This is a genomic window from Geothrix fermentans DSM 14018 (genome assembly GCF_000428885.1).
Lineage (GTDB): Bacteria > Acidobacteriota > Holophagae > Holophagales > Holophagaceae > Geothrix > Geothrix fermentans.
Genome location: NZ_AUAU01000032.1, coordinates 1 through 23748, shown reverse-complemented (window position 1 = coordinate 23748; position 23748 = coordinate 1). Strand labels below are relative to the sequence as shown.

Below are 23748 nucleotides of genomic sequence, written 5' to 3'. Positions count from 1 at the left end.
GATGGCCACGTGGAGGCCAGGATCCAGCTCCAGAATCCAGGTGGCCACCTCCTCGGCAAAGGTGGCGGTAGCCTCCATGACGAGGCCGAGGCCGGCATCCGGGCCTCCCTCCTCCCGCATCCAGGCGAGGAGGGCGCGAGCACCGGAGGCGGATCGCGGGAAGGAACGGACTCGCATCAAGCGGAACGGGTCGTGTCCCCAGAGGGCTGCTTCGAAGGTCGCCTTGGCCAGGTCGACGCCCGCCCAGGACAAGGTGTGGGATGGGGGTTGCTTCTGCATGGGGCCTCCCAATCCGTCCGGGAAAGCCTATGTTTTCAAACGTGGGCGCCACGACCACTCTTGCAAATACGGCAAGTCAACCAAGGTTGTCACCGGTCCTAAGGCGCGCCACGGGAGGGGGGATGGGCTGAATCTCTCTCTCGGCGATTCTCTCAGCGCCACGAGCGGAATCGGCACCATCCCCCCGTTTGAAACACGGACCTCCTTCCGGCCGTCAGATCCATCTGATGATCAGAAGGCGCCGGACGTGGGGGAAACATACAAGGGCGGAAGGCAATGCAGGCGGGGTCCGAGTTGAGCGGAGGGTTAGGCCTACTGGGAGGTAGCAAATCATTTTCGCACTTCCCCTGGACCCAGACCGAGACGTTTATTCTCTTTAAGGAGGATGATTGCTTCAGCGATTCGCTTACCACGCGTATCTTCGCGTTTGGCGGATGAAACCCAGCCAACATATCGACGCTGATGCGATGGAGGCAAGCTTTGGAAGTTGCTCAGTGCGACCATATCAGCCTGGATGGCGGTGATGAACCAAACAGGCGGAAATGGTTCGGGGTGCTTGCTTGAGTCGGCTTGGGGGGACCTTGCTTGGTTGAGTGAGGCAATCCCTGATGGTGAAAGAAGGCCTTCGGCCTCCAGTTCTTTTGCTAGAGCAAGATTGACCAAAGACCATTTGGACGTTTTAGTGCGCGGAGAAAAGCGCTGTGCATATTTTTCGTCGTCGATTCGCTGGCGCACACCGTCAATCCAGCCAAAGCAAATTGCTTCCAATAGAGCATCTTTGTATGTAAACGCGACTCGACCAAAATGCACCTTTTTGAAAACCAGCCAAATTTCCTTATCAATAGCGTGATGATGCTCAAGCCAGTCGCGCCAAGCTTTGCGATTTTTTGGCTGAAGAGTGGCTGTGAGCAACATATTTAGGCCTAACGAATGGAGCTAACCGGATCCGCCTGCATCGAGGCGCTTAGCGGAGCCAAGGAAGCGGGAAGCTGAAGAAACCGAAATACAATACAGGCGGAGTTCTATTTGAGCCAGGGATCAGACCTGTCCAACTTTGTGGATGGGGAGGGGTCATCGAAGAATGGTGTTGGTAGACCAGTGAAAGGCCAATAGGGAATGTTTGTTCCGCACAGACGATTGTAAGCATCACCGGCGAGTGCCGCCATTTCTCGATATGACCCACCAACCGTCAAGGGCGGAGTGGTAATTGCCTCAAGTAGAACAGCAGCTTCCTGACAAAGCTGGATCCCAGCCATTACTAGGAGCAAATAATGGTCACGAAATTTTTCCAGTTTTTTCCTGTCCGATGGAGTGGCGGCTACAAAGCTGCAAATCAGATCATGGTTCTCGATACGCCATCTGAGCCAGTAGGACACCGGCCGTCCAAGCAGGCGTTCTCGAAGCGAAGCGATGTCGGATGGCTGCAGAACGGCCCGTAACTCCTCGCCGATGTTGGATGATCCCGATGCATAGTTTGCGAGACCGCTCATGAATGACGCCTAAAGATGGAAGCTAACCGGCCCTGCCTGCATTCAGGCGATGAACGGAAGTTGCCTAATACATACGCATGGATCATATTCAAATGAAAACAAGAATTTATTACCGATCTTTGTTGGATTGGGCTAGAACAGAGGCTGCAAGAGTTTTGGTGTCATCGCTGTATTTGGCACTTTGAAGCACTTGAGAGGCTAGGGTTTCAAGCTCTTTGCCTGTTTGCTTGGCTGTATTCGCTTGAGCCACCACGGAAGCAGCAAGGCTCTTCGCTGTTTGGGATGCCTGCTGATCTGCTAGGGTCTTGGCTGCGAGATTTGCGACCTTGGGAGAAGAATGCTTTGCGTTCTTGCTCATGATGTATACCTCCTCATGAAGTTTGTGGAAACCTCGGCGCCAAAATTTATGTGGTTCGTCAAATTGCATCGATCTTTGCGTCCCAACCGTCGGAGTGAATTATCCGATCTCGATAGAGCCCCCCTGAAATTACTTCTGCCTTGGAAAGCTGGGAGGCTGTGGGCCAGTTCATGTCAAAGACATAAGTTGCATTTCCAAACTTCACGCATTCCAGAATGGCCACTCCTTTGACCGGAAACACATAGGCCATGTATCCATGGAACCCTCCATTTCCGGCATAGATCTCAGCTGGATTCTTGCTCTCAATCTTTCTCTGTCTGGCCAGGATAGGATTTAGTGTCCTCGGCGCCCGATCGTTCAGAACCTCCTTGAGGAGCCGTTCGACCATAGGCCATGGATGGCTCCCAGGCGGCAACATCGTCCAATTGACTCGGCGTACATGCGGTGTGGTCAGCAGATGAGCTAAGTCCGCCATCCGAATTTCACAGCTTCCAAAAAGTTCAAGGAACACGTTCACGATGTGGCCGATCTGATCGCTGGAATCAGTTCCAGGCGTTAGTTCGCGAGATACCAGAAGTAAATCCACGCCAGTACTGACAACGATGAGTTCCTCAGCGGGCGGGGCCTCGAAATCCCTTTGGTAGCAGTCCCGATAGATATCCTTGAACTCAGTGATCGTTTGCTTCGGCCCTTTGCCGTTCCATTGCTCGTACGTCCATTCGATCGTGTTGATGTATCGCGACTCCAACGGTAAGTTACGCCGAAGGTGGTACCGGCCATGGGCATTGAACCTAGTTCTTGGACCAACCACGGTGGGGAGGAAGGAGTCTCCAACTACGAATTTCGATCGGTACCCAGACCTTTCAAGTCGAGAGGCTGAAATACCGTCCACCCTGATAACAACTCGAAAGGCTGTCCCCGAGGGAACCGCTTGAAGAATCCGGTCACCAGACATCACGCGAGTCTGCTCAATATGCATCCATACCCTCAGAGCCAATGGAATCCATGTGAATTCCCGGCATGAGGATATCGATGTCCCTCTAGGGATCAAGAATTATTTCGTTTATTTTTTCTATTTTTTGCTACCAATCAAACTTAGATCAATTTCATTGTGTTGACCTGTTTTTTCTAGGTGGCTCAAGTAACAGTCTTTCAGTCGTGCAGTAGAGAAGGTCTCCAGCTTTCCTGCTTCTCATCAATCCTTGGGCTTGGTCTTATCGCCGATCACCAACCACACCTGCCTGCCCTGCCGTTTCGCCTCCCGAATCACCTGGAGGGCCTGACTGAGTTGGACCAGCGCGGCATCCTCGGCCTGCGTGTCGACCTGGAGGATCTCTCCCTGCTGGAGCTGGGGTAGGAGATGTCGAAGGTCCTGGATGTCCCGCTTACTCATGGCAGCACCACTGGACTGCCCAGGAGCCTCGGGAAGCGTGAAGCCCTTCCCCTGCACGAGTGCCTCGACTGGAAGCCGGAACAGCCTGGAGATCGAGATGAGGGCAGCCCCACTGGGACGACTGACATCCTTCTCCCACTCGCTGACCATGCTCTGCGCACTTCCGAGTGCCTCCGCGAGGGTTGTCTGGGTCCATCCCCATGCTCGCCGGACCGCACGGATGCGCTGCCCCAGCGTACTGGGCTGGCTTGATTTGACCTTCGCCTTGGAAACGACACGACCAGAAGTCATGGACGCTTCCCCGGCGTGTCGATAATATCGGTATCCGATATATCTTGTTCCCCATTTCTCAACCCTTTCACGAAAGGGCGAGTCCTGTGGGGCACAACCATGGCCATACGGTAGCAGATGGACGCGGTTGAAGCCCCCGGGCCCGCTTCGGAAACCCTCCTGCATGGCTTCGATCCCATCCACCCAGTTCGATCATCTCCCCTGGTTCGCCCAGGAGGTCAACGGGAGTTTTCTTTCTTTCTCGGAATTCCGGGTAAGCCGGGTCATGGGCCAGGGCTCTGTTGTCCTCTTGGTTTGGTCATTGGACGGTTCCCGGGTGCCCAGAGGCACCCCAAGGAGACCCACCATGAGCAAGCTGTTCAGTTCCGGTTCTGCCAAGTCCGAGCCCACCTCGGTTTCGGGTCCCAAGAAGAAATCCACGATGGACTTCTTTCCCGGCAAGGGGCTCGGGAGCTATCACTGCTTCGGCCCCACCGAGGACAAGCAGCGCAAGCTCTTCCGCTCTGCCGTGCTCCAGTACGGCTCGCTGGTCTCCCTCTCCAATGCGGACCAGGCCCTGGCATCGGTCCTGCCCCGGGGATTCGTCGATGAGGCTGCCCAGCAGGGCTGGACGCTCAAGGAGGCGATGCAGGAGGCCCAGGCCCATTACGCCGCGATGCCCGCTTCCACGAAGCCCAAGCGCGATGCCGTGGACTTCGATACCCGTCGTCTCGCCGGGATCCTGGCCAGCCTCAGCCCGAACGATCCTCCCGAAGCCCTGCTCACCGAATTGAAGGGCCTGATCGAGACCAAGGGCGAAACCGCGTTGAAGCACCTCACCCGGATGGCCCAGGAAGCCGGACGCGATCAAGAAGGCTTCATCTACCTCCGCAGGGTGGCCCGGTCCTAGACCGGGCTTTCCTTTATCTCAATTTTCCTCACCAACCCCTCAATTAGCCGTGGAGCCCACATGGGAACGCAGACCTCAACCGGCAGGACGATCAGCGCCAAGACAGGCTGGATCATCATCGGGATCGTCCTTGCCGCAGTGATCGGTATCGGCGCTGCGGTGGCCCCGACCTCGAAACCGGTAGCCGGAAAGGAGCCGTCTGTTACGGCTGAAGTGGAAGAGCAGAGGCTATTAACTGCGACCCGGATGATTGATGAGGGGAAGCTCAACGCAGATGGGATCAAGCGGATCAAGACGAAACTTGAGTCTGACCTCGACCGAACGAATGGAAGACAGCTCGCTGCCTACGGCGGATTCCTTTGGGCTGCGTACGAGGCCACTGCTGCCACAGACACGGCAATGCGACAGTCCTACTTCAACGAGGGCATGGAGGCACTGACGGGAGCTGAATCCAGAGGATGGACAAAGGCCTTCATCGTCGATGGTAGCTGGCGGGGACAGCACAGTTGGAACTCTACAGCAGTATTTCTCGGAGAAAGCGATCCTCGTAGCAGTACCTGGCCAATCCTGGTTGCAGTGGCCAGGTGGCAGGAAGGGGCAAACAAGGGAGATGCCTCCTGTCGCTTCCTCATGGACAACTTGGCGCCGGCTTGGGGCACCACGCAGGGGATCATGAGGGAGGTGGAAGCGCTTGAGAGAACGTTCCGAGCCAACGAAAAGGCTGGAACCGCACGTGAGCTTCTAAAGGCGGATCTCGCGGCAGCAGATGAAGCAAAGATGAAATGGATCATCAATAGTGGCCTGATTTCGACCCATGGGGCCGACCACCCGCAGCACTCCTTGCCGTGCTGGGCATGGGTCGTTGACAAGTCCAGCGCCCTAGTGAGCCAGTGGAATCAAGCCCACCCCCAGCCGTGACGGGACATCACTTCGGAGTCTGAGATCCAGATCCAAGGCGGGGCCTCCAGCGATGGAGGCCCTTTTCGTGTCAGTACTCACTCGCCAGCATGCAGGTGTAGACCCGAGTGGTTCTCTCATCGTTGGCGGGGTCCTCGCTAGCCTCACAGGGGTTCCAACTGCGGGCGAAGCAATCCGCCTTGAGATAGAAGGTCTCTCCATCGAGGACCACCTTGAGCAGATCGCAATCACCCCAGGGGTTCACGGCAGGATCGATCTGCGGTGGACACGTCAGGAGCTTCCGCAGCGCCTCGGCTCCACGGGGATGATGCTGGACGCCCCTGGTGATGTAGAGGCGGGCGTACTTGGGTGACACAGCCTGCCCACCGCCAAGCTGCCTACGCCAATGCTCATTCCGAATGCCTGCGAGGGTGATCATGACCATGATTGGCCTCCCTCGGCACCCTCCCGGAGGGGCTCGGGGTGAGGCAACCCGGCTCAGGCTGGACCCGATCCAGGCTCTGCGTATTCGCTCGATAGCATGAGGCTGTAGAGGCGTGTCGTCAGGTCGTCATCGCCGGGGTCATCACTGCCCCGTTTCCTTGGTTCGCTCTGGGCTAGGCAACTGACGAAGAGATCGAAGCCAACGCCATCAATGCTAGTCCTGAGCCAGTCGCAGTCACCTTCGGCATTCACGAGTGGATCAAGCTGAGCGGGGCACGTGAGGAGCCGAGCCAGCGCTTCCACCGCCCCGGGATGCTCTCGTGCCCCTTCGGAGATCCACACCTGGGCGTATCGCTCCGGCACCATCAGACCGCATAGGAGCCGCCTCCGCCAGTATTCGTTCCGCATCCCCTGGGCGCTGATCTGGATCAACGAGGCCTCCCGCGATAGTGTCCGGGAGGTCCAGGCCGAGGGGTACGGTGAGTTGGGCCGCGATTGCTGGCCCGGAATCAGGTCCAGAACCCGTGCTCTGCCTCGGAGCCGCACACGCGATGGCAGGCCTGGGCCACTTTGGAATTCCCGTGCCCGGATACCCATAAGGTTAGCCACGGGAGGGTCTTACTCATTACCCACATCACCCAGGAATTCAAACAAATATTCAGTTGATCCTTATCGTCGGGTCACTCCGAATGCTGCTTCCCGGCCTTTACCTTCATCTGGTTGTACTGCTCCATGTACTGGTCGTAATCTTCAAGAGCATCGAACGCAGTTCCGTTGGAATTTAGGATTACGCCCCCTTGTTCAAGAGCATGCTCCACCGACCCTCGCCGCCACTTGAAGGTGTCCGGACCTAATCTGATGGGCAATCGCTCATCAAGGTCTGGATAGATCGGGGCCACCACATAACGGGTCCAGGGAGATCGCCGAACCGCTTGGGGGGACTCGACCAGATAGATGATTTCAAGCCGGCCGACCTCCGCCTCTCGGGACCAGGACCGCCTGAGCTTCCGTGAACAATGCTTGGTGTAGATGACACCCTGGCGGAGGGGGGCCTCGTCGTCCCCATAGATGGCCCAGCGATAGAACCGGTTTGGTTGGTAACTGGGGCCGGGTGGGGGCAGGTTTTGGGCCTCACGCGGGACCCAAAGGTCCACGACCCCCTCTCCCTCGTCACTGAAGGCCAGTTCGATAGAACAACCTAAATATCCATTAATCATGATTTGCACCTTGAGGCCAATCCAAGGGTATCGCCGTGAACCCAGCTGAAGGCCCTAGGCAGTCAGAAGCTTGTACCCCGTCCTTATTTCTACTACCACCCAACTGTGGTGGCCAGAAAAGGAGGGCCCATGCCCACTCAAGCTTCAACCCCCACCCACGACCGCGTGTTCGCGGTTCCCTATCGTCGGACTGGTTCCTATATCAAGGGCCAGAGGGTAGCTCACCCCAGGTTCGGGCTCGGCACCGTCATTAGGGTGAAGACCGGCAAGGTCATCATCCTCTTCGACGATCCCCAGGAGCGTCCGGACCGCCCCGGCCGAGAAAAAGGTGAGCGGGTCTTTCTAGCCGCCAAGCTCAGCCTCAGCCAGCGGCGCATCGCCAACAAGATGGGCTTAAACGAATCCCTCCCGGCCTATGACATCGGGCTGGATGAGGCCAGCGAGGAAGAGGAGGTACAGGAGGTCCCTGAACATGGGGACCCTGCTGAGGCCTACGACGACGTGGACGAGGTCGCCTAACCAATCAAGTGGCCGTGATCAGGTTGCGTTGCCAGGCCTGATCACGGCCACGCTTCACACCAGGAGGTGCCCCACCAGAGGGGACAAATAATCTCGAAATCCGGATCCCGTGGGTAATGCCATGGCTAACGCTGCCGTTTTCAGCGTGATTCAGCATTCCCCAAGCTGGTAACCAGCTGGATCCCGGAACAAGCCACCGAGAAGCGGCCCCACTCGCTTGCTTTCCTACTCGATCTGCCCGGCGGTCGTTACCACTTGGTCGATCTCTAATCCGCTTACTCAAACAAACCCGACGGCGCATCGCCGCATCGAAAGGTATCAATGAACGACGAACCCTTAGAAACAAACTCTACTTCAGCAACATCAAGCCCAGACGCGATCCGTTTCAGCCTCTTCAACGGTTGCCACGACAATCAGCCCATACACTTTATTGGGACCTGGGAGCAGTTGATCTCTCCCGACGGCCTCGGCAAGATCCGTGAAGTCCACGGGGACACCCCTAAGAAGGCCAAGTCCCAACTCTTGGCGGTGGGCCCCGCCTTCTATCCCCCAGACACTCCCAGGGGTGATCAGTACCTTGAGGGCCTTCAACTCTTCATGCTCGACTTCGACAACAATGTCGAAGCCCCCACTGGAGAGGTCAAGGAATCGGGTGAGCCCCTGTTCCGAAAAGCGCCAATCGCGGGCGCCCCGAAGCTCGATGATGTCCACCAACACCTCACCGGGCTTGGCATCACACACTTCGGCTACCACAGCTTTTCCAGCACACCAGAGTGCGAACGCTTTCGCATTGTGATTCCCCTGGCCCAGGTCTCTGACGGCCGCAACTGGAAAGTAGTCTCGGAATGCCTTCTGGCTCGCCTCCAGATGGACCACTGGCGTGACCTCGGCTGCATCGACCTCGGCGCCATGCACCGTGCTGCAGGCATTTACTTCGTGGCCGGGTACTGGTCCGGTGACCCGCAGGCAAAGGAGCGCATCCGCTTCGTGTCCTACCTCGGCAATGCACTGGACCTCCCGACTCATGAGGAGATCGCCCAAGCCGTGGTCCCAGCCACAGCTGTCCACCCCCTCCGGCGTGCTTGGATCGAGCAGAAGGCCGCCCAGCGGGCTTCCACCATGAATGGCGACCCCAAGGACTGGTTCAAGTCCTACGATGTGAACTTCCCCACGCTTGACATTGTCGGGCTGGTTCGGGACCTGGGATCGGAGGTTCATGAGCCTGTTCCCCACGGGACCGGATCTAAAGCCCGATGCACCTGCCCCTTTGCCAGCGAGCACACGGGCGGCCAGGACCACGGGGACGCCGCCGTGTTTTTCGGCCCCGACAAGTGGCCCGGATTCCACTGCATGCATGATGTTCATGAGGGCATCGGCCTCCGTGAGATCTGTCTGGAGGCGGGGCCGGACCTGGTTCAGCGCCACGCCAAACCCTTCGGGCTCGTCTCCGCTGGCCACCTTTCGACCACCCAGCCGAGCGAGGCAATCGAGGCTGAACTTCTGGACGAAGATGACGGCGCCGACCTCTCCGACAAGGAACGGGCCGCCAGGACCAAGGCCAAATGGTCCGCTGTCCTGGAGGACCACGGGGTCGAGCCTGACGACATTCTCTTCAACAATCGCGGCCAGATCCTGAAATGCCGGTCCAACCTTGAGGCCATCCTGGGCTCGATGACCGAATTTCAGGGCGGCATTCGACTGAACCAGATGACCAACACCATCGAGGTCCGTACCCCGGAACGGGACTACCTGGAGTTGGACGACCTCAATCGCAACCTCACCTCGGTCCGGATCTACCTTGAAAAGACATTCAGGGATAGCTGGTCCGGGGAAGCCGTCGGGGATGTAGTGGATCTCGTGGCCGCCCGGAACGCCTACCACCCCGTGATGGAACACCTTCTGGGCCTTCCGCAGTGGGACGGCCAGGACAGGTTCCCCCTGCTGGTGGAGGCGGTCCTGGCCGCTGGGGAGACCCCAGACTTCGAGGTCTACCGCGATCTCTACATCGAATACATGCGCTGCACCTGCATCGCGGCTATCCGTAGGGTGTTCGAGCCTGGATGCAAGATGGACACGGTCACCATCCTTTACGGCGACCAGGCAGCCCTAAAGTCCACCTTCTGGAAAACCCTGGCCGTAAACCCCGGCTGGTTCAATGACTCGAAAATCCAAGTGGACCACCCCGAAGGCATGAAGGTGCTACACCATGCCTGGATCCATGAGTTGGGCGAGATCGACGACATGACCTATATGAAGCCTGCCGAGGTCATCAAGGCCTTCGTCTCCTCGGCCACAGACACTTTCCGCGAGTCCTACGGAAAAGCCCCAAAGGCCCACCCGCGCCGCAGCATCATCGTCGCCTCCACCAACAAGGAACAGGTTCTAAACGACCCCACGGGCTCCCGCCGCTTCTGGGTCATCCCCGTGGGCAAGCGCTGCGACCTGGATCTACTCCGGGCCAACCTTGAGCAGATCTGGGCACAGGCCCTTCACCATTACCGCGAAGGGGCCCCGCACTTCCTGACCCCCGAACTCGAAGACCTGCGGGTCGCTCAGAGCGGGCGCCACCAGGTCGAGAACCGATTCGCCGACCTGCTTCCTAGGATCCTGGACTTCTATGTGAGCCGCCCTCGCCCAAAGGGCATCACGCTGAACGAGGTTTTCAGCTTCCTCGAGGGAAAGCTGGAGGAGGGCAAGGGCTTCGCCAAGCCCAACCATGCGGATCGACGCGACCTGGGAGCTTGCCTCCGTGCCGCAGGGTGGAGCGTCAAGTCCAACTGGATCAACGGGGCCAGCTCCAAATGCTTCACCCCGCCTGGGGACCACCTGCTGCTCGCGCCACCGGCGGTGATGCCCTTTCCGGCCTCATCTATGGGCCCGGGTCCATTCAGCGATCAAGCCATGGCCGAAGGCCGAAAGCCATTCCAGGCCCCTGACAGACCCATCCTGCTGTAAAGGCCAGCGAGCACCGAAGGGGACCCCATCACGGGTCCCCTTTTCTTTTGACGCCGATCCCCGAGCCTGAGCGCACCTGTGGCGGCTTCAGGTGTGTGAAACGCAAAACCACTGTTAAAGAGATAGCCAATCCCCATCAACCCGGATTGGCCCCTGGGGTCCCCAGGTCAACCATGGAGGCCAAAATGGCTAACATCCGCAGTACAAAAACAAACACGGGCTGGCACGCCCCTGCCCCTCAGATCACCGGGAGCCCTGCCGCACAGGGCCTTGCCAGCCTACTTCCTCATAGGGCGCTGGGTACCTCGAAGGGAGCGGCCTGATGCGCATCTATGGGTATTTCATCCTGCCCGATGCCTCTGTCTGTCGGTTGCGCCCCCTTCTCGATCACGGCTGCGGGGTAGTGGCGGCAACTTCCAAGTGGGCAGCGGAAATGCAGATGTCTTATCTCGATGCCTCTGACATCCATGCCGACATCCGGACTGATGGTCATCGCATTCTGTTCGTCAGGCGAGGGGTGCTCACCACGCTCGGCATGAATAACCGCCTCTTTCTGGGAATGGACACGACTTATCGCACGGAGATCATTGAGGTCGGTTCGGCGGGGCTCGCCTCGGCCATCACTTGGCGCCTTAGGGGGTTCAAATCCAGGTACGACGGCCCTGTGGTCTACATCAAGAAGTCCGGCCGTATTCATTTCGACCGGATCAAGAAGTCCATCATCGAGACCCTGGTTGGCTTCCCCGAGGGTCAGGTCCGACTGGTCGATAACCTCACCAAGGATCGAAATGCCCTGTTCACGCTGAACGGCGTTCGAATCGACCAGTAAGGCTTGCCAGAACAAAAAGAACACCGAGGCCTCCGATTGGAGGCCTCGTCTGTATGACCAGCTGTGCACCCGACCAATTCCGGTGAATAGCTTCCGATGACCGACAAAACTTGTGCCCCGTTTCAGGGGTCTCCACACTCCTGACGCCGTTACAGGTGTCTCCGAGCGTAGAAGTCCTGTTAGAGACCCGAGGTGATCCCTTGGGCTCGATTACTTTCCCTACTCCAGCCACGCATCAGGTCAACGGCAATTCGGCCGAGGCAGTGGTCCGGCAAACCTGGACGATCCAGGTCCCTGGCCCCCAGGTGTCCTCAAGGCCAATCCAGGGGAAGGTGCGCCCCAGGGGGCGTCGCGTGGAGGATGGGAAGCTGCACTTTGTCCAGAACTTGGCGAAGCATCCTGTCAGCGGCGTCTACCTCTACCGCTTCTCTTATCTGGGCCGGATCTACACAGGTTCGACCGGCTGCTACCGCCTTGTGGAGGCCAGGGATTACATCAACGCGATGAAGGGGCGGCTCTCCCTGGAGGGCGTCGGGATCAAGAAGCCGAAGGCGATCACGTTCCGGCAGTGTTTCGACGCCTGGGATGAGGAAATCGCGCCCCAGATGACACCAAACTATGTCCGGACCCTCAAGGGGCTCCTTACGCTGCACGCCCTGCCGATCATCGGGGGCTTTCTGGTGTCCCAGGTAGACGAGACGGCGATCAACGGGGTTATGAACCGCTACCTGGTGGGGCGCTCCCGGAGCGGAGCAAACTCACTCGGCGGTTATGTCGGCATCATCCTGGGGTTCGCCGTCACCAAGGGGTGGCTCGACGAACGGCCCCAAATTCCCATGCTTCAGGTCCAGCGGAAGGCTCGACCGGTTGTGCCGGGAGACCTGCTGGACCGCTTCCTGGAAGCTGTGGACGCTCAGGGGTGCCTCCACGCCTCATTCCTGGTCCGGGCCCAGCTCCTCATGGGCATGCGGAACCACGAGGCCCGGCTGATGCGCTGGTCCGGCCTTCGCTTGGACGAGAAGGTGTTCATCCCGGACAAGACCAAGAACGGGGATGCCCCCGTGATGCCGATCCCTGAGGTGATGCTTGTTTGGTTTGAGAAGCTCAAGCCCGAGGGAGGAGGAACGTTCGGCCTCATCTGCCCCGGGGAGAAGGAAGGTAAGCCTCGCGGGCACGATTTCACCACCCGATACATCCGGAGGGCAGCGAAAGCCGTCGGCCTGCCCGAGAACATCACCGACCACCGGCTCCGGGCGAGCTTCGCGAACATTCTCAACAAGCGTGGCGTCCCATTGCCGACGATCCAGAAGCTCATGCGGCACTCGAAGGTCGAGACAACCATGATCTACATCGAGACCCGTGAGGAGGAGATGCGCGAGGCGATCAATCTGGTGGGGTAGTGTTCACTGCTTCATCGTTGACGGACCGAATCTCTGCCTGTCTGCCCAAGCGACCATTTCCCCGAGCACATCCGGAACAGGGCGCCCGGTGATGAGAGCCCGCTTCGCATTAATCCACGCCATGTAGTTGAAGGCTCCAATCCGTCCCTCTACGAGTGGGTAGAACTGGTTTTCGGGCTCTTCATGCATGTCGTCCATGATGAGCAGGCGAGTAGGTGAAAGTGGAAAGCTAACTAAAGTCCCCTTAGTTTTGAATCCGAATCGATCACGGTCTGCATGATGAAGCGCAACTGGCTGATCAGTGGTGATGAAAGCGTCTGCTTCGGCAACAACAACGGACCATCGCTTTTTCATCAGCAGCTCAGCAATGTGAACGGCCTCTGACTGAATCGCCTCCACGAAAAAACGATCGTGTTCCTTCTTGCCCCATTCTCGATATTCCTTCCAACCACTCGGATCGAACTCGTAAGATTTACCATCAGCGACAAGCGTATGGATTGATGGGATCCCATCTGGTCCAATAGGCAAAGCAGAAAATGCTTCTACCAGCCTTTGATGAATTCCTTCGACCTCTTTCCGCTTTTCAAAATTCCGAAGACTCATCACCGCCACAAAAAGCGATAGCCCTTTTCTCATCGAAACTTCGCTTAGATCTGGATAGCCATTCGCAAGGGCTGGCCAAATCTGACCAAGTAGTGATTCCAAATCACCGAGCTTCTCTTCGAAATTCCAATCCCGTTCGCCATATTCATCAAGAGGGGTGTAGAGGAATCGTTTCGCACAAACGTTCCTAACGTTGGTGCAAACCTCCTCCCCATCGCTTTCGTCCCTGGAGAAAGTCCAGACCTGTGCCTCCTCCTCTCCCCGGGTCTCAGGAGTGGCAAACTGCCGCAGATAGAATTGCGGGACCCAATGCTGGTTTTTCGGACGATTCATATAGGTCCTATGGGAATTATCGACGTTTATCTTAAGCCAGCTGCATCTCAACAAAGTTACTGCACACCTCCTTCCATCAACATTTATGCACGCTCCGGGGCTGCTGATCGAACGGATGGATGAAGAGATCAACCTCGTGGGGCAAGGTCCGGGCAAAGGGAAATTCCGAATTCTGCGAGGGAGCCGGTCCCCTCGGATGAGGTCAACGGCAGCCCTCCCCGGGACACCTCGGACAGATTCAGTTACAGGCTCACCTGTTGACACATGCCCCAGAGGGAGCCCAAACCGGCCCCATCTCCCTCAGAATGAACCCATGCACCTCACGCTCCGCCACAAAGCCCAGGCCATCCTCCATGACGCCGGCTGGGACCTGGCGCCGCCCCCCGTCATCTGGTCGCCGCGCATGGCCCGCTGCGCGGGGCTCTTCGTGATCGAGAAGGATTCCCGCGGCACCTGGCATCCGGAGATCCGCCTCTCGATCCCGCTGCTCCGCCGCCGGGACTGGCCCTGGCCCCAGCAGGTGTGCGGGATGAACTGCCACACGCCCGAGCAGGTGCAGCAGCGGATCCTGGAGCACGAGCTGATCCACTACAAGCTCTGGATGGACCGGGAGAAGGACTGGGGCCACACGGACCGCTTCCGCCAGCTGGCGTGGGAGGTGTTCGGGCATCAGAGCATTACCCACGGCATCGGCTCGGAACCCGATTAGCCCGGCGCGCGAGTTCAGCATGACTCGCTCCCTGTGGGGCCCCGCTCCGCAGGCTCCCCCGGAGCCTGCTCCACTACCCACATGGTCGCGACCCACGGCATCGGCACCGAGCCCGAGTAGCCTTGAATGAGCCACGGATGAACACGGATGAACACAGATAAAGGACTGGGCTGATCGGAAGTGCAGCCGCAGAGACCCACGATGAAGGCGTGAAGAGCGCTGCTTCTTCATCCGAGTTCATCCGTGTTCATCTGTGGCGGCTCAGATGTTTCGGCCGGGTATCACCCCCCGAGGGTGGCGCGCAGGGTGACCAGGTCCTCGGTGTAGACGCGCAGGCGGAAGCGGCCGGGGACCAGGCCGTACATCCAGCGCCGCTTGAGGAACTCGGCGGGCGGATCCAGGGGCAGCTCCAGGTAGGGCGGGCGGAACCAACCGTGAACCTCCTTCACGCGGCCCGCATGGACGGCCCTGGGCACGCGGAGGAAAGGGGTGCCGAAGGTGGACACCAGCAGATCCCCCTCCACCACCGCCACATGGGCCAGGAAGAACTTCCACTGGCCGCCCCCCACCAGCGCCACCTCCACATGGGGCTGGCGGAAGGCCGCCATCGCCTGGGTGCGGTCGTGGGGCGCCCGGCCCGCCCGGCGCCCCACGATCCAGAGGAGGCCCGCCGGCAATAGGAGGACCACCAGCGGAAAGAGGAACAGGACTTCGAGCGGCAGGAGAAAGCGGTGCCGGGATTCGCGGGGGACCGAGGCCAAGGCGGCCCCCAGCCCGGCTCCGGGGCCGTTCCCATCCGCCCCACGAAGGGACAGGAGCAGGGCGTCGAAGACGCCTTCCGCAGGCCGGAAGCCCTGGGTGGTCCTCAGCTCCATCCAGTGGCGGTGCCCGCCCGCGTCGAAGCAGGCCGCCATCACCACCACCTTCCGCTCCTTGTGCAGCGACAGGGCGCCCTGGCGGAAGAGGGGCAGGGGCTTGAAGTAGCGGTCGTGTCCCCCATCGCGATGGTTCAGGGGTCCCCCGGGCCAGGCCGGGAGGTGGAACCAGCGCTCGCAGGCCGCTTCGAAGGGGGTGCCGTCCAGCGGTTCCGCCGAGAGCCAGAGGCGGCCCACGCCGCGGGCCTCGAAGATCTGGATGGCCCAGGCCCGGTTGGTCCGGGCCTCCACGGGGCGGAAGGCCGCCGGCAGCGGCAGGTTGACGGAGCCGAAGGCCACGGGACGGGCGCCCGCCGGATCCCGGGCCCGATCCGACGAGGTGCCGATGAAGAGGGCGATGCCCGCCATGACCGCCAGGACGGCGGTCGCGACGGGGAGCAGGATCAGGGTCTGTCGCCGCATGGGTCCATCCTTGTACTCCAGAGTAGACTCGCTCCATGACCGCCTGGGACCCCGCCCTGCTGGCCGCGCCGCCCCTGCTGGGCGGGGAGGACCGGCTGCCGCCGGAGCACAAGCTCTTCGTCCTGCGCACGCTGCCCATGGGGGAGATCCGGGCCATCGGCTTCGACATGGACCACACCCTGGCGCGCTACCGGGCGCCGGAGATCGACGAGCTGGCCTTCAAGAAGGCCGCCCGGTTCCTGGTGCGTGACCGCGGCTACTCCCCCTGGCTCCTGGAGATCGCCTACGATGCGGCCTTCGCCGTGCGGGGCCTGGTGCTGGACGGCCTGCGGGGCAACCTCCTCAAGCTCAACCGCGAGCGCCAGGTGGTCCGGGCCTGCCACGGCACGCGGGTGATGCCCCGCCCGGAGCTGGACGCGATCTACGGCCGGCGCCGGCTGTCCACGTCCGCCAAGGGGTTCCGCAACATCGACACCCTCTTCGAGATCCCCGAGAGCCACCTCTTCGCCCGGCTGGTGGACGGCTTCGACCAGGGCCGGCTGAAGGCCGACAACTACCTCCAGCTCTTCCGCGACGTGCGGTGGGCCGTGGACACCGCCCACCGCAACGGGGAGATGAAGGCCGAGATCCTGGAGCACCGCCACTTCTTCATCCCCCAGGACCTCCAGCTGGCCCTGGCCCTGGACCGCCTCAAGCGCGACGGCAAGAAGCTCTTCCTCCTCACCAACAGCGAGTGGAGCTACACCGCCGGCGTCCTGGGCCACCTGCTGGACGGCCAGGACGAGGCCCGGCCCCGCTGGACCGACTACTTCGACCTGGTGGTGGTCTCCAGCCGCAAGCCGGCCTTCTTCCTGGACACACCAGAACCCATGCCCATCGAGGGCTGGCCCCGCTGCTTCACGGGGGGCCACGCCGCCTGGCTGGAGGCCCAGCTGGGGGCCGAGGGCGAGCAGGTCCTCTACGTGGGCGACCACATCTACGGCGACGTGCTCCGCTCCAAGAAGAACGCCTCCTGGCGGACCATGCTGCTGGTGCCGGAGCTGGAGCATGAGCTCAAGCTCCTGGAGGCCCGGGCCCAGGACATGCGCGACCTCCTGCGCCTGGAGACCGTCCGCCGCCGCACCCTGCGCCGGGCGTCCGTGCTCATGGACCAGTGGAAGCGCAACCGGGTGCGGCGCCACGTGCTGGGGCCCCGCCTCAGCAGCGAGGCGGCCGTGGCCCTGGATCACGAGGCGGCGCACCTGGCCGCCAGCGCCGAGGCCCTCCAGCGGCGGGCGGAGCTCCAGAGCCTCGAGTTGACCAATCTGACGAAGGCCGTGGAGGCCGCCTTCAACCCCACCTGGGGCCCCATGTTCCGCGACCGGGACGAGCCCACCCGCTTCGCCGACCAGCTCCAGCAGTTCGCCTGCGCCTACACGGGCCGGGTGGCGAACCTCTACATGTACGATCCCCGGGCGACGCTGTACGCGCCCCTGCCCACCCTTCCGCACGAGCGGCTGGTGGGGCGCGTCAACGGGTGACGCGGCTCCGCGACCTGGCCTGGGCGATCACGTGCTTGATGGCGCCCACGGTCTGGTCCTGGTCCGCCTCGCTGAGGCCCGGCCACAGGGGCAGGCTCATGAGGCGCTCGCCGCTCCACTCGGTGTGGGGCAGGCCATCCTTGGGCAGGTGCTGGGGGTGCGCCGCGTAGAAGTCCCGGTACCAGGGATGGATGTGGGCCGGGCGGTAGTGGATGCCCGTGCCGATGTTCTCCTCCTTGAGGGCTGCCACGAAGGCGTCCCGGTCCAGGCCGACCTTCTCGGGGTGGATGCGCAGCACGAAGAGGTGGAAGCAGTGGCCGTGGTCGGCGTCGCCGGGCCAGGGCAGCATGACCTCGTCCAGGTCCTTCATCAGCTCCAGGTAGCGGTGGAACAGCACGCCCCGCCGCTCGTTGAAACCGTCCAGCTTGTCGATCTGGTGGAGGCCCATGGCCGCCTGGAGGTCCATGAAGTTGGCCTTGCGGGCGGGCTCGTAGACCTCCGTGTGCGGGCTGCCCTCCTTGGCGAAGCGCTTCCAGGCGTCGCGGTCGATGCCGTGGAAGCGCAGGCGCTTGATGCGGCTCTCGTACTCGTCGTTGAAGAAGGCGATGGCGCCGCCCTCGCCCGTGGTCATGTTCTTGTTCGGGTGGAAGCTGTACACGCTCATGATCGAGCGCGGGTCGCCGCCGATCTTCGTGCCCTTGTAGTGGGCGCCCATGGCCTGGGCCGCATCCTCGATGACCCAGAGGCCGTGCTTCTCGGCCAGGGCCCAGATGGCCTCCATGGGGCAGGGCAGGCCCGTGAGATGGACGGGGATGATGCCCTTCGTGCGCGGTGTGATGGCGGCTTCGAGCTTGGCGGGATCGAGGTTCAGCGTCACCGGGTCGATGTCCACCAGCACCGGCACGCCGCCCTGGAGCACCACCGTGCTCAGCGTGCTCACCCAGGTGAGCGACGTGGTGATGACCTCGTCGCCCGGCTGCAGGTTGAGCACCTGCATGGTGATCTCCTGCGCCGTGGTGGCGCTGTTCATGGCCAGGCAGTGGGGCACGCCGTTGTAGGCCTTCAGCTTCTCCTCGAAGGCCGCGGACTTGGGCCCCGTGGTGATCCACCCGCTGTGGATGGTGTCGATCATCTCCGCGATCTCCTCTTCGCCCACCATGGGACGGGTGAAGGGAAGGAAGTGGGGACGGCGGATGTAGGACATGGGGGCTCCGGGATTGGCTATCGGCTATCGGCTATCAGCTATCAGCTGTCAGCTGTCAGCTTCAGTAACCAGGGCGCGGGAGTCCCTGGGGCTTTTCAGGATAAACCAGGGCGGGACCGGATATGATCCGGGGCATCTCTCAGGACAGACCATGCAGGATTTCCGCAATCTCGCGGTGTGGCGGCATGCACATCAGTTGGCATTGGCGATCTATCGGGAGGCCTCCGGGTTCCCCGATTCGGAACGATTCGGCCTGACCAATCAAATGCGCCGCTCCGCCGCTTCGATTCCGACCAATATCGCTGAAGGGTGCGGACGGAGTTCAGATGCGGATTTCGCGCGCTTCCTCCACATGGCCCTGGGCTCGGCTTCCGAGCTGGAATACCAGATCCTGCTCGCCGCCGGCCTCGGCCGCCTTCTCCCGGCGACGGCCGGATCACTCATCGGTCAAGTCCAAGCCATCAAGAAAATGTCCTCCTCCCTGGTCCGCAGAACCAGGGCACCCCGATCAAAGAACGGCCCACCGACAGCTGATAGCTGACAGCTGGCAGCCCTACGCGATCGGCATCGTGATCTTCAGCGTACTGCCCTTGCCCGTGCCTTCGCTGCTCAGGCCGATGGTGCCGCCCATCATGCCCATGAGGTGCTTGCAGATGACGAGGCCGAGGCCCGTGCCGCCGTACTCGCGGGCGTGGCCGCCTTCGGCCTGGGCGAACTTCTGGAAGAGGCGGGCCTGGCCCTCGGGGCTCACGCCGATGCCCGTGTCCACCACCCGGAGGGCGATGATGCCCGGCTGCCGTTCCACCTGGACGGAGACGCTCCCCTCCTTGGTGAACTTCAGGGCGTTGGACAGCAGGTTGAGGAGCACCTGCTTGAGGCGGCTGGGATCCACCATCACCTCGGGCATGGCGCTGGCGTCGGGCCAGATCAGCTCCACGCCGGCTTTGCGCGGGTAGGCCTCCGCGATGGGCCTCATCTCGTCCAGCAGCTGGGCCAGGCTCGTGGGCGCGCAGTGCACCTCCAGGCGGCCGGACTCGATCTTCGCCAGGTCCAGGATGTCGTTGAGGAGTCCCAGCAGGTGCTGGCCGGAGGTGTAGCTGTCCTGGAGCATGGACCGCATCTCCTCGGCGTCGTCGTAGAGGCCGTCCATGACCAGCCGCGTGAACCCTAGAATGCCCGTGAGGGGCGTGCGCAGCTCGTGGCTGGTGAGGGCCAGGAACTCGCTCTTGAGCTGATCGGCCTCCCGCAGGGCATCGTTCACGCGCTCCAGCTCCAGGGTCTGGCTCTGGAGGGCATCGCGCTGCTCGGAGAGGTCCCGGAACAGCCAGGCGTTGTAGAGGGAGATGGCCGCCTGCCGCTGGAGGATGGCGATGGAATCCAGTTCCTCGTCCTCCACCTTGCGATCCGCGGGCAGGGCCATGATGAGGAAGCCCATGAGCAGCAGCTGGTGCTCGAAGGGGATGAAGTAGAGGGGCGCGCCTTCCGGCCCCCGCAGGGCCGCCAGGGTGGCGCGGCCCGTGGGGGGATCCAGCCACTGGCTCTGGAAGAGCACCAGGGGCGTGTCCGGGAAGGGGTTCGGCGCCGGGAGCCCGAGGGTGGACCACTGGGCGCGGGTGAGCCCGGCGCCCTCCTTGGGCACGTAGCCTGAGCCACCATCCTCCAGCGTCCACACCACGGCGCGGGGGCAGCGGAACTCCTGGACCAGCACCTCCAGGACCACGCTGACCACCTGGCCCCCCTTGGAGGTGGCCGCCAGGATCTCGGACACGTGCTGGAGGACCTGCATCTGATGGGAGCGCCGGCTCAGCTTGGCCCGCAGCTCCCGGACCTCGTGCATGGCCTGGGTGGACTGCCGCTGGGCCTGCACCAGCTCCGCCAGCAGCTCCGCCCCCTGAGGCCGCGACGCCTGGGCGGGCGGCCGGGATCCTGCGCCGGCGGACAGGGGCTTGGGCCCGGAGTCCGTCTTCGGGTTCGGGGGGACCGGCTTGGGGCCGGAGGGGGGATTCGGGCTGGACATCGGACTCCAGGATGGCCTCAAGGGGGGACACTGCCAAGATGGTGGCATGGCCCCTCGCGCCCAGACCTTCTCGTTGCAGCGGATCATCTTCCTGTCCGTGTCCGTGGTCCTCTGCCTCCAGGTCGGCTGGTGGATCCGCCTCCAGATCCGGGATTCCGGCCGCCTGCTCGAGGCGCGCACCGATGCCCTGCGGGCCGGCCGGGCCCGGGCCTGGCAGATGGACAGCCTGAAGCTGCTCGCCCTCCTCCACAGCCAACCCGACCCCTCCTCCCGGCGCGGCTCCGTGGAGGGGCAGGTCCCCGCCATGCCCAGCCTGGCGGAGCGCCGGCAGGCCATCCAGGCGGCCTACCCCCACGTGGAGCTGGTGCCCCGCCCCATGGCGCCGGACGACCCGCTCCTGCTGGACGGGACGGCCTACCTCACCCTGCGGCCCGGTCCGCTGAAGGATCTGCAGGACGAGCGCTGGCACGCGGTCTTCCGGGCCAGCACCGAGGGCGCCTTCATGGTCTTCGCGGTGCTCTTCGGCTTCGTCCTCATCTACCGCAAGCTGTCCGAGGAACTGGACCTCAAGCTGCGCCAGCGGAACTTCACCTCCGCCGTCACCCACGAGCTGAAGACGCCCATCGCCTCCCTGCGGGTGTGGACCGAGACCCTCTTCACCCGGGAGCTGGGCCCGGACCAGCGCCAGCGGATCCGCGGGCTCATGGAGAAGGACCTCGAGCGCCTGAACGAGCTGGTGGGCAACCTGCTGGACGTGGCCCGGGCCGAGTCCGGCAGCCTGGTCCTCCACCTCGTCCCCCTGGAGCTGGGGCCCTGGCTCGGCGACATCTGCGAGGGCATGGACCACCGCCTGGGGCCCGGGTCCCTGGGCCTGAAGCTGGAGCGCTCGCCGGAGCCCCTCTGGGTGGACGCAGATCCCAAGGCCCTGGGCACCGTCATCGAGAACCTGCTGTCCAATGCCTACAAGTACTCCGGGGAGCCCCGCCAAACCACCGTGACCCTCGATGGCGACGGCGACGACGTCCTCATCGTGGTGAGCGACCAGGGCCACGGCATCGCCGCCAAGGACCTGCCCCGGGTCTTCCACCGCTTCTTCCGGGTGGGCGACGAGATGACCCGCCAGGTGGCCGGCACCGGCCTGGGCCTCTTCCTGGTGAAGGAGATCGTGACCCGCCACAAGGGCGAGGTGCGGGTCGCCAGCCGGGGCACGGGGTTCGGCGCCGCCTTCACCATCCGCCTGCCCCGTCGGGCCTGTCCGGAGACCGCATGAGCCCCCTCCCCGGCCCCTCCGAGGCGGCCCTGGTCCAGGCCGCGGCCGCCGGCGACGCCGAGGCCTTCGAGGCCCTGGTACGCCCCCACCTGGGCATGCTCTTCCGGGTCGTCGACCGCATCCTGGGCAATGAGGCCGAGAGCCAGGACGCCCTCCAGGACGCCCTCCTCACCATCCTCCGGGAGCTGCCCGGCTTCCAGGGGGCGAGCAAGTTCAGCACCTGGGCCTACCGGATCTGCGTGAACCAGGCCCTCATGGCCCGGCGCAAGCGGGTCCGGCGCCGGGAGGACGCCATCGAGGATCTGATGCCACGTTTCGCCGACGACGGGCATCACAAGGACGTGGACCTTCTCCTTGAGTGGAGCGAGGACGCGGAGGCTTTGATGAAGGTCGAGCAGGAGGAGCTGAAGGCCAGGGTCCGCATGGGCCTGGACCGGCTGTCCGACGACCAGCGGGCCGTCTTCGTCCTGCGCGACCTGGAGGGCTGGGACACGGATGAGATCAGCCGGCACCTGGGCATCACCCGGGAGCTGGTGCGCCAGCGCGTGCACCGGGCCCGCTTGGCCCTGCGGGCCATGCTGCCGGAGTTCGCCCCCCGGCCGGCGGAGGACCGATGACGCTGCTCATGCCCACCTGTGCCGAGACCGTCGCCCTGCTCACGGACTACGAGGAGGGCGCCCTGGGGCCCCTCGGCTGGTTCGGATTGAAGTTGCATCTGAGTCTCTGCCCGCCGTGCCGGGCCTTCCTGGCCAGCCTGCGGCGCACGCCGGAAGTCCTGAAGGACCTCTGGCCCGAGCCCCCCGCGCCCGCCGCGGAGCGCGCCCTGGGCGGCGCCCTGGCGGCCCTGCGCCAGGGCCGCGTGCCCCGGGGCCCCGTGCACCACCCGGAGGACGAGGCCTGGAACGCCCTGGAGCCCGGCGGCGATCCCCTCATGGCGCTCCTCCTCCGGGTGCATCTGGGCCAGTGCGGCGACTGCCGGAATATCCGGGGAGGGGATCAGGCCCTGGAACCCGGACCCGACCCCCTGGAGACCCTCCGCCCCCACCTCCCGCCCGAGAGCCAGTGGCGCTGGGTCAAGCGCGGCCTCGGGGGCGCCCGGGTGGCCCGGGTCCTGCACGACCCCGTGACGGGGGCCTCCCTCAGCCTGGCCCGGCTTCCCGGGGACCGCCCCATGCCCCTGCACCGGCACGGCGGCCCGGAGATCTCCCTGGTGCTGGCCGGCGGCATGAAGGACGGCCCCGCGCACCTGCGCTCTGGCGACTGGGTGGCCGTGCCCACGGGCACCTGCCACAGCCCCCTCGCGGATTCGGATGGCTGCTGGGCTCTGCTCCGCATGGAGGGCGGCATGCGCTTCGCCGGCTGGCGGAGCCTGCTGGGTGTCGTGCATTAGGCTGTTCCCAGCGGGAAAAGCCAAGGATCTCCACGAAGGGCACGAAGAAAAGGCAAGGGCACGAAGGGCATGGCTGATGGAGATCCTTCGTGGCCCTTTTTGCGCCCGCAGGGCGTATTCGTGTCCTTGTATGTTTCCCTCGCCCCCTGTCTAGTCGATGGGGAGATTCTCCAGCGGAGGCAGTGTGGCAAACGGAGGGATGGTGCTGGTTTGTGTTGAGGCGCTGAGAGAATCGCCGTCACAAAGGTTCAGCCCATCCCTCCTCCCGTGCCGCGCCGTAGGACCGGTGACAACCTCGGTTTCGAGCCGAATGCGCAAGAATGGTCAGGCGCGCACGTTTGCAGCATAGGCCTTTCCCGCTGGAATGGGAGGTCTCATGACTCGAGGAACATCCGCTCCAACCC

The 23748-nt window shown here is 62.6% G+C and carries 22 protein-coding genes and 1 pseudogene; 12 read left to right on the top strand and 11 right to left on the bottom strand.

Annotated features, from left to right (window positions below):
- The 6 genes and pseudogenes from G398_RS0110090 to G398_RS20405 all read right to left on the bottom strand — a co-directional run.
- Positions 1–279: pseudogene (locus G398_RS0110090) on the bottom strand (hypothetical protein); the annotation flags it as partial.
- A gap of 330 nt (positions 280–609) precedes the next feature.
- Complete coding sequence (locus tag G398_RS20415) at positions 610–1194, bottom strand: YdeI/OmpD-associated family protein (RefSeq protein WP_084512443.1); 585 nt, start codon at positions 1192–1194, stop codon at positions 610–612.
- Between the two features lie 107 nt (positions 1195–1301).
- The gene (locus tag G398_RS20800; protein ID WP_157492373.1) at positions 1302–1769 is read right to left on the bottom strand and encodes a hypothetical protein; all 468 of its coding nucleotides are present in this window, start codon (positions 1767–1769) and stop codon (positions 1302–1304) included.
- 109 nt (positions 1770–1878) lie between these two features.
- Positions 1879–2127, bottom strand: coding sequence for a hypothetical protein (locus G398_RS20410; RefSeq protein ID WP_084512440.1), 249 nt, complete (start codon positions 2125–2127; stop codon positions 1879–1881).
- A gap of 58 nt (positions 2128–2185) precedes the next feature.
- Complete coding sequence (locus G398_RS20795; protein WP_157492372.1) at positions 2186–3106, bottom strand: hypothetical protein; 921 nt, start codon at positions 3104–3106, stop codon at positions 2186–2188.
- Positions 3107–3322: 216 nt separating this feature from the next.
- Complete coding sequence (locus tag G398_RS20405; RefSeq protein ID WP_043484746.1) at positions 3323–3811, bottom strand: helix-turn-helix domain-containing protein; 489 nt, start codon at positions 3809–3811, stop codon at positions 3323–3325.
- A 346-nt stretch (positions 3812–4157) separates the two neighbouring features.
- On the opposite strand from G398_RS20405, the gene G398_RS0110075 reads away from it, so the two are divergent.
- Both G398_RS0110075 and G398_RS20790 read left to right on the top strand, forming a co-directional pair.
- Positions 4158–4700 (top strand): hypothetical protein, encoded by a 543-nt coding sequence (locus G398_RS0110075; protein WP_026853509.1) that lies wholly within the window; start codon positions 4158–4160, stop codon positions 4698–4700.
- 60 nt (positions 4701–4760) lie between these two features.
- Complete coding sequence (locus tag G398_RS20790; protein WP_157492371.1) at positions 4761–5618, top strand: hypothetical protein; 858 nt, start codon at positions 4761–4763, stop codon at positions 5616–5618.
- 70 nt (positions 5619–5688) lie between these two features.
- Here the strand turns inward: G398_RS20790 and G398_RS17645 are convergent, their stop codons facing one another.
- Positions 5689–6042: a DUF3768 domain-containing protein gene (locus G398_RS17645; protein ID WP_043484742.1), complete on the bottom strand. Its 354-nt coding sequence runs from the start codon at positions 6040–6042 to the stop codon at positions 5689–5691.
- 1345 nt (positions 6043–7387) lie between these two features.
- Between G398_RS17645 and G398_RS0110055 the strand changes: the two genes are divergently transcribed.
- The 4 genes from G398_RS0110055 (at position 7388) to G398_RS0110035 (ending at position 12961) form a co-directional block, all read left to right on the top strand.
- Positions 7388–7777: a hypothetical protein gene (locus G398_RS0110055; RefSeq protein WP_026853507.1), complete on the top strand. Its 390-nt coding sequence runs from the start codon at positions 7388–7390 to the stop codon at positions 7775–7777.
- Between the two features lie 321 nt (positions 7778–8098).
- Positions 8099–10732 (top strand): VapE domain-containing protein, encoded by a 2634-nt coding sequence (locus G398_RS0110045; protein WP_157492370.1) that lies wholly within the window; start codon positions 8099–8101, stop codon positions 10730–10732.
- A gap of 322 nt (positions 10733–11054) precedes the next feature.
- Positions 11055–11561, top strand: coding sequence for a hypothetical protein (locus G398_RS0110040; RefSeq protein WP_026853504.1), 507 nt, complete (start codon positions 11055–11057; stop codon positions 11559–11561).
- Positions 11562–11914: 353 nt separating this feature from the next.
- Positions 11915–12961 (top strand): tyrosine-type recombinase/integrase, encoded by a 1047-nt coding sequence (locus G398_RS0110035; protein ID WP_026853503.1) that lies wholly within the window; start codon positions 11915–11917, stop codon positions 12959–12961.
- A 3-nt stretch (positions 12962–12964) separates the two neighbouring features.
- Here G398_RS0110035 and G398_RS20400 read toward each other — a convergent pair whose 3' ends face one another.
- Positions 12965–13897 carry a DUF4238 domain-containing protein gene (locus tag G398_RS20400; RefSeq protein WP_084512434.1) on the bottom strand — a complete coding sequence of 311 codons (933 nt, stop codon included), beginning with the start codon at positions 13895–13897 and terminating at the stop codon, positions 12965–12967.
- A 313-nt stretch (positions 13898–14210) separates the two neighbouring features.
- On the opposite strand from G398_RS20400, the gene G398_RS0110030 reads away from it, so the two are divergent.
- Positions 14211–14606: a SprT family zinc-dependent metalloprotease gene (locus tag G398_RS0110030; protein WP_026853502.1), complete on the top strand. Its 396-nt coding sequence runs from the start codon at positions 14211–14213 to the stop codon at positions 14604–14606.
- Between the two features lie 281 nt (positions 14607–14887).
- Here the strand turns inward: G398_RS0110030 and G398_RS0110025 are convergent, their stop codons facing one another.
- Complete coding sequence (locus G398_RS0110025; protein ID WP_026853501.1) at positions 14888–15943, bottom strand: hypothetical protein; 1056 nt, start codon at positions 15941–15943, stop codon at positions 14888–14890.
- 35 nt (positions 15944–15978) lie between these two features.
- On the opposite strand from G398_RS0110025, the gene G398_RS0110020 reads away from it, so the two are divergent.
- Complete coding sequence (locus G398_RS0110020; RefSeq protein ID WP_026853500.1) at positions 15979–17463, top strand: HAD-IG family 5'-nucleotidase; 1485 nt, start codon at positions 15979–15981, stop codon at positions 17461–17463.
- Here the strand turns inward: G398_RS0110020 and G398_RS0110015 are convergent.
- Positions 17453–18667 carry a DegT/DnrJ/EryC1/StrS family aminotransferase gene (locus tag G398_RS0110015; RefSeq protein ID WP_026853499.1) on the bottom strand — a complete coding sequence of 405 codons (1215 nt, stop codon included), beginning with the start codon at positions 18665–18667 and terminating at the stop codon, positions 17453–17455. The genes G398_RS0110020 and G398_RS0110015 overlap by 11 nt on opposite strands.
- A gap of 151 nt (positions 18668–18818) precedes the next feature.
- On the opposite strand from G398_RS0110015, the gene G398_RS20395 reads away from it, so the two are divergent.
- Complete coding sequence (locus tag G398_RS20395) at positions 18819–19208, top strand: four helix bundle protein (protein ID WP_084512430.1); 390 nt, start codon at positions 18819–18821, stop codon at positions 19206–19208.
- Positions 19209–19220: 12 nt separating this feature from the next.
- On the opposite strand, the gene G398_RS19710 is transcribed toward G398_RS20395, so the two are convergent.
- Complete coding sequence (locus G398_RS19710; RefSeq protein ID WP_052571800.1) at positions 19221–20684, bottom strand: sensor histidine kinase; 1464 nt, start codon at positions 20682–20684, stop codon at positions 19221–19223.
- 46 nt (positions 20685–20730) lie between these two features.
- Between G398_RS19710 and G398_RS19705 the strand changes: the two genes are divergently transcribed.
- The 3 genes from G398_RS19705 to G398_RS0109995 are packed head-to-tail and all read left to right on the top strand — an operon-like array spanning position 20731 to position 23344.
- Positions 20731–21954 (top strand): sensor histidine kinase, encoded by a 1224-nt coding sequence (locus G398_RS19705; RefSeq protein WP_052571799.1) that lies wholly within the window; start codon positions 20731–20733, stop codon positions 21952–21954.
- Positions 21951–22571 carry an RNA polymerase sigma factor gene (locus tag G398_RS17630; protein WP_052571798.1) on the top strand — a complete coding sequence of 207 codons (621 nt, stop codon included), beginning with the start codon at positions 21951–21953 and terminating at the stop codon, positions 22569–22571. Before G398_RS19705 ends, G398_RS17630 begins: the two co-directional genes overlap by 4 nt.
- The gene (locus tag G398_RS0109995) at positions 22568–23344 is read left to right on the top strand and encodes a cupin domain-containing protein (protein WP_026853498.1); all 777 of its coding nucleotides are present in this window, start codon (positions 22568–22570) and stop codon (positions 23342–23344) included. The genes G398_RS17630 and G398_RS0109995 overlap by 4 nt, the downstream gene beginning before the upstream one ends.
- Positions 23345–23748 lie beyond the last annotated feature (404 nt).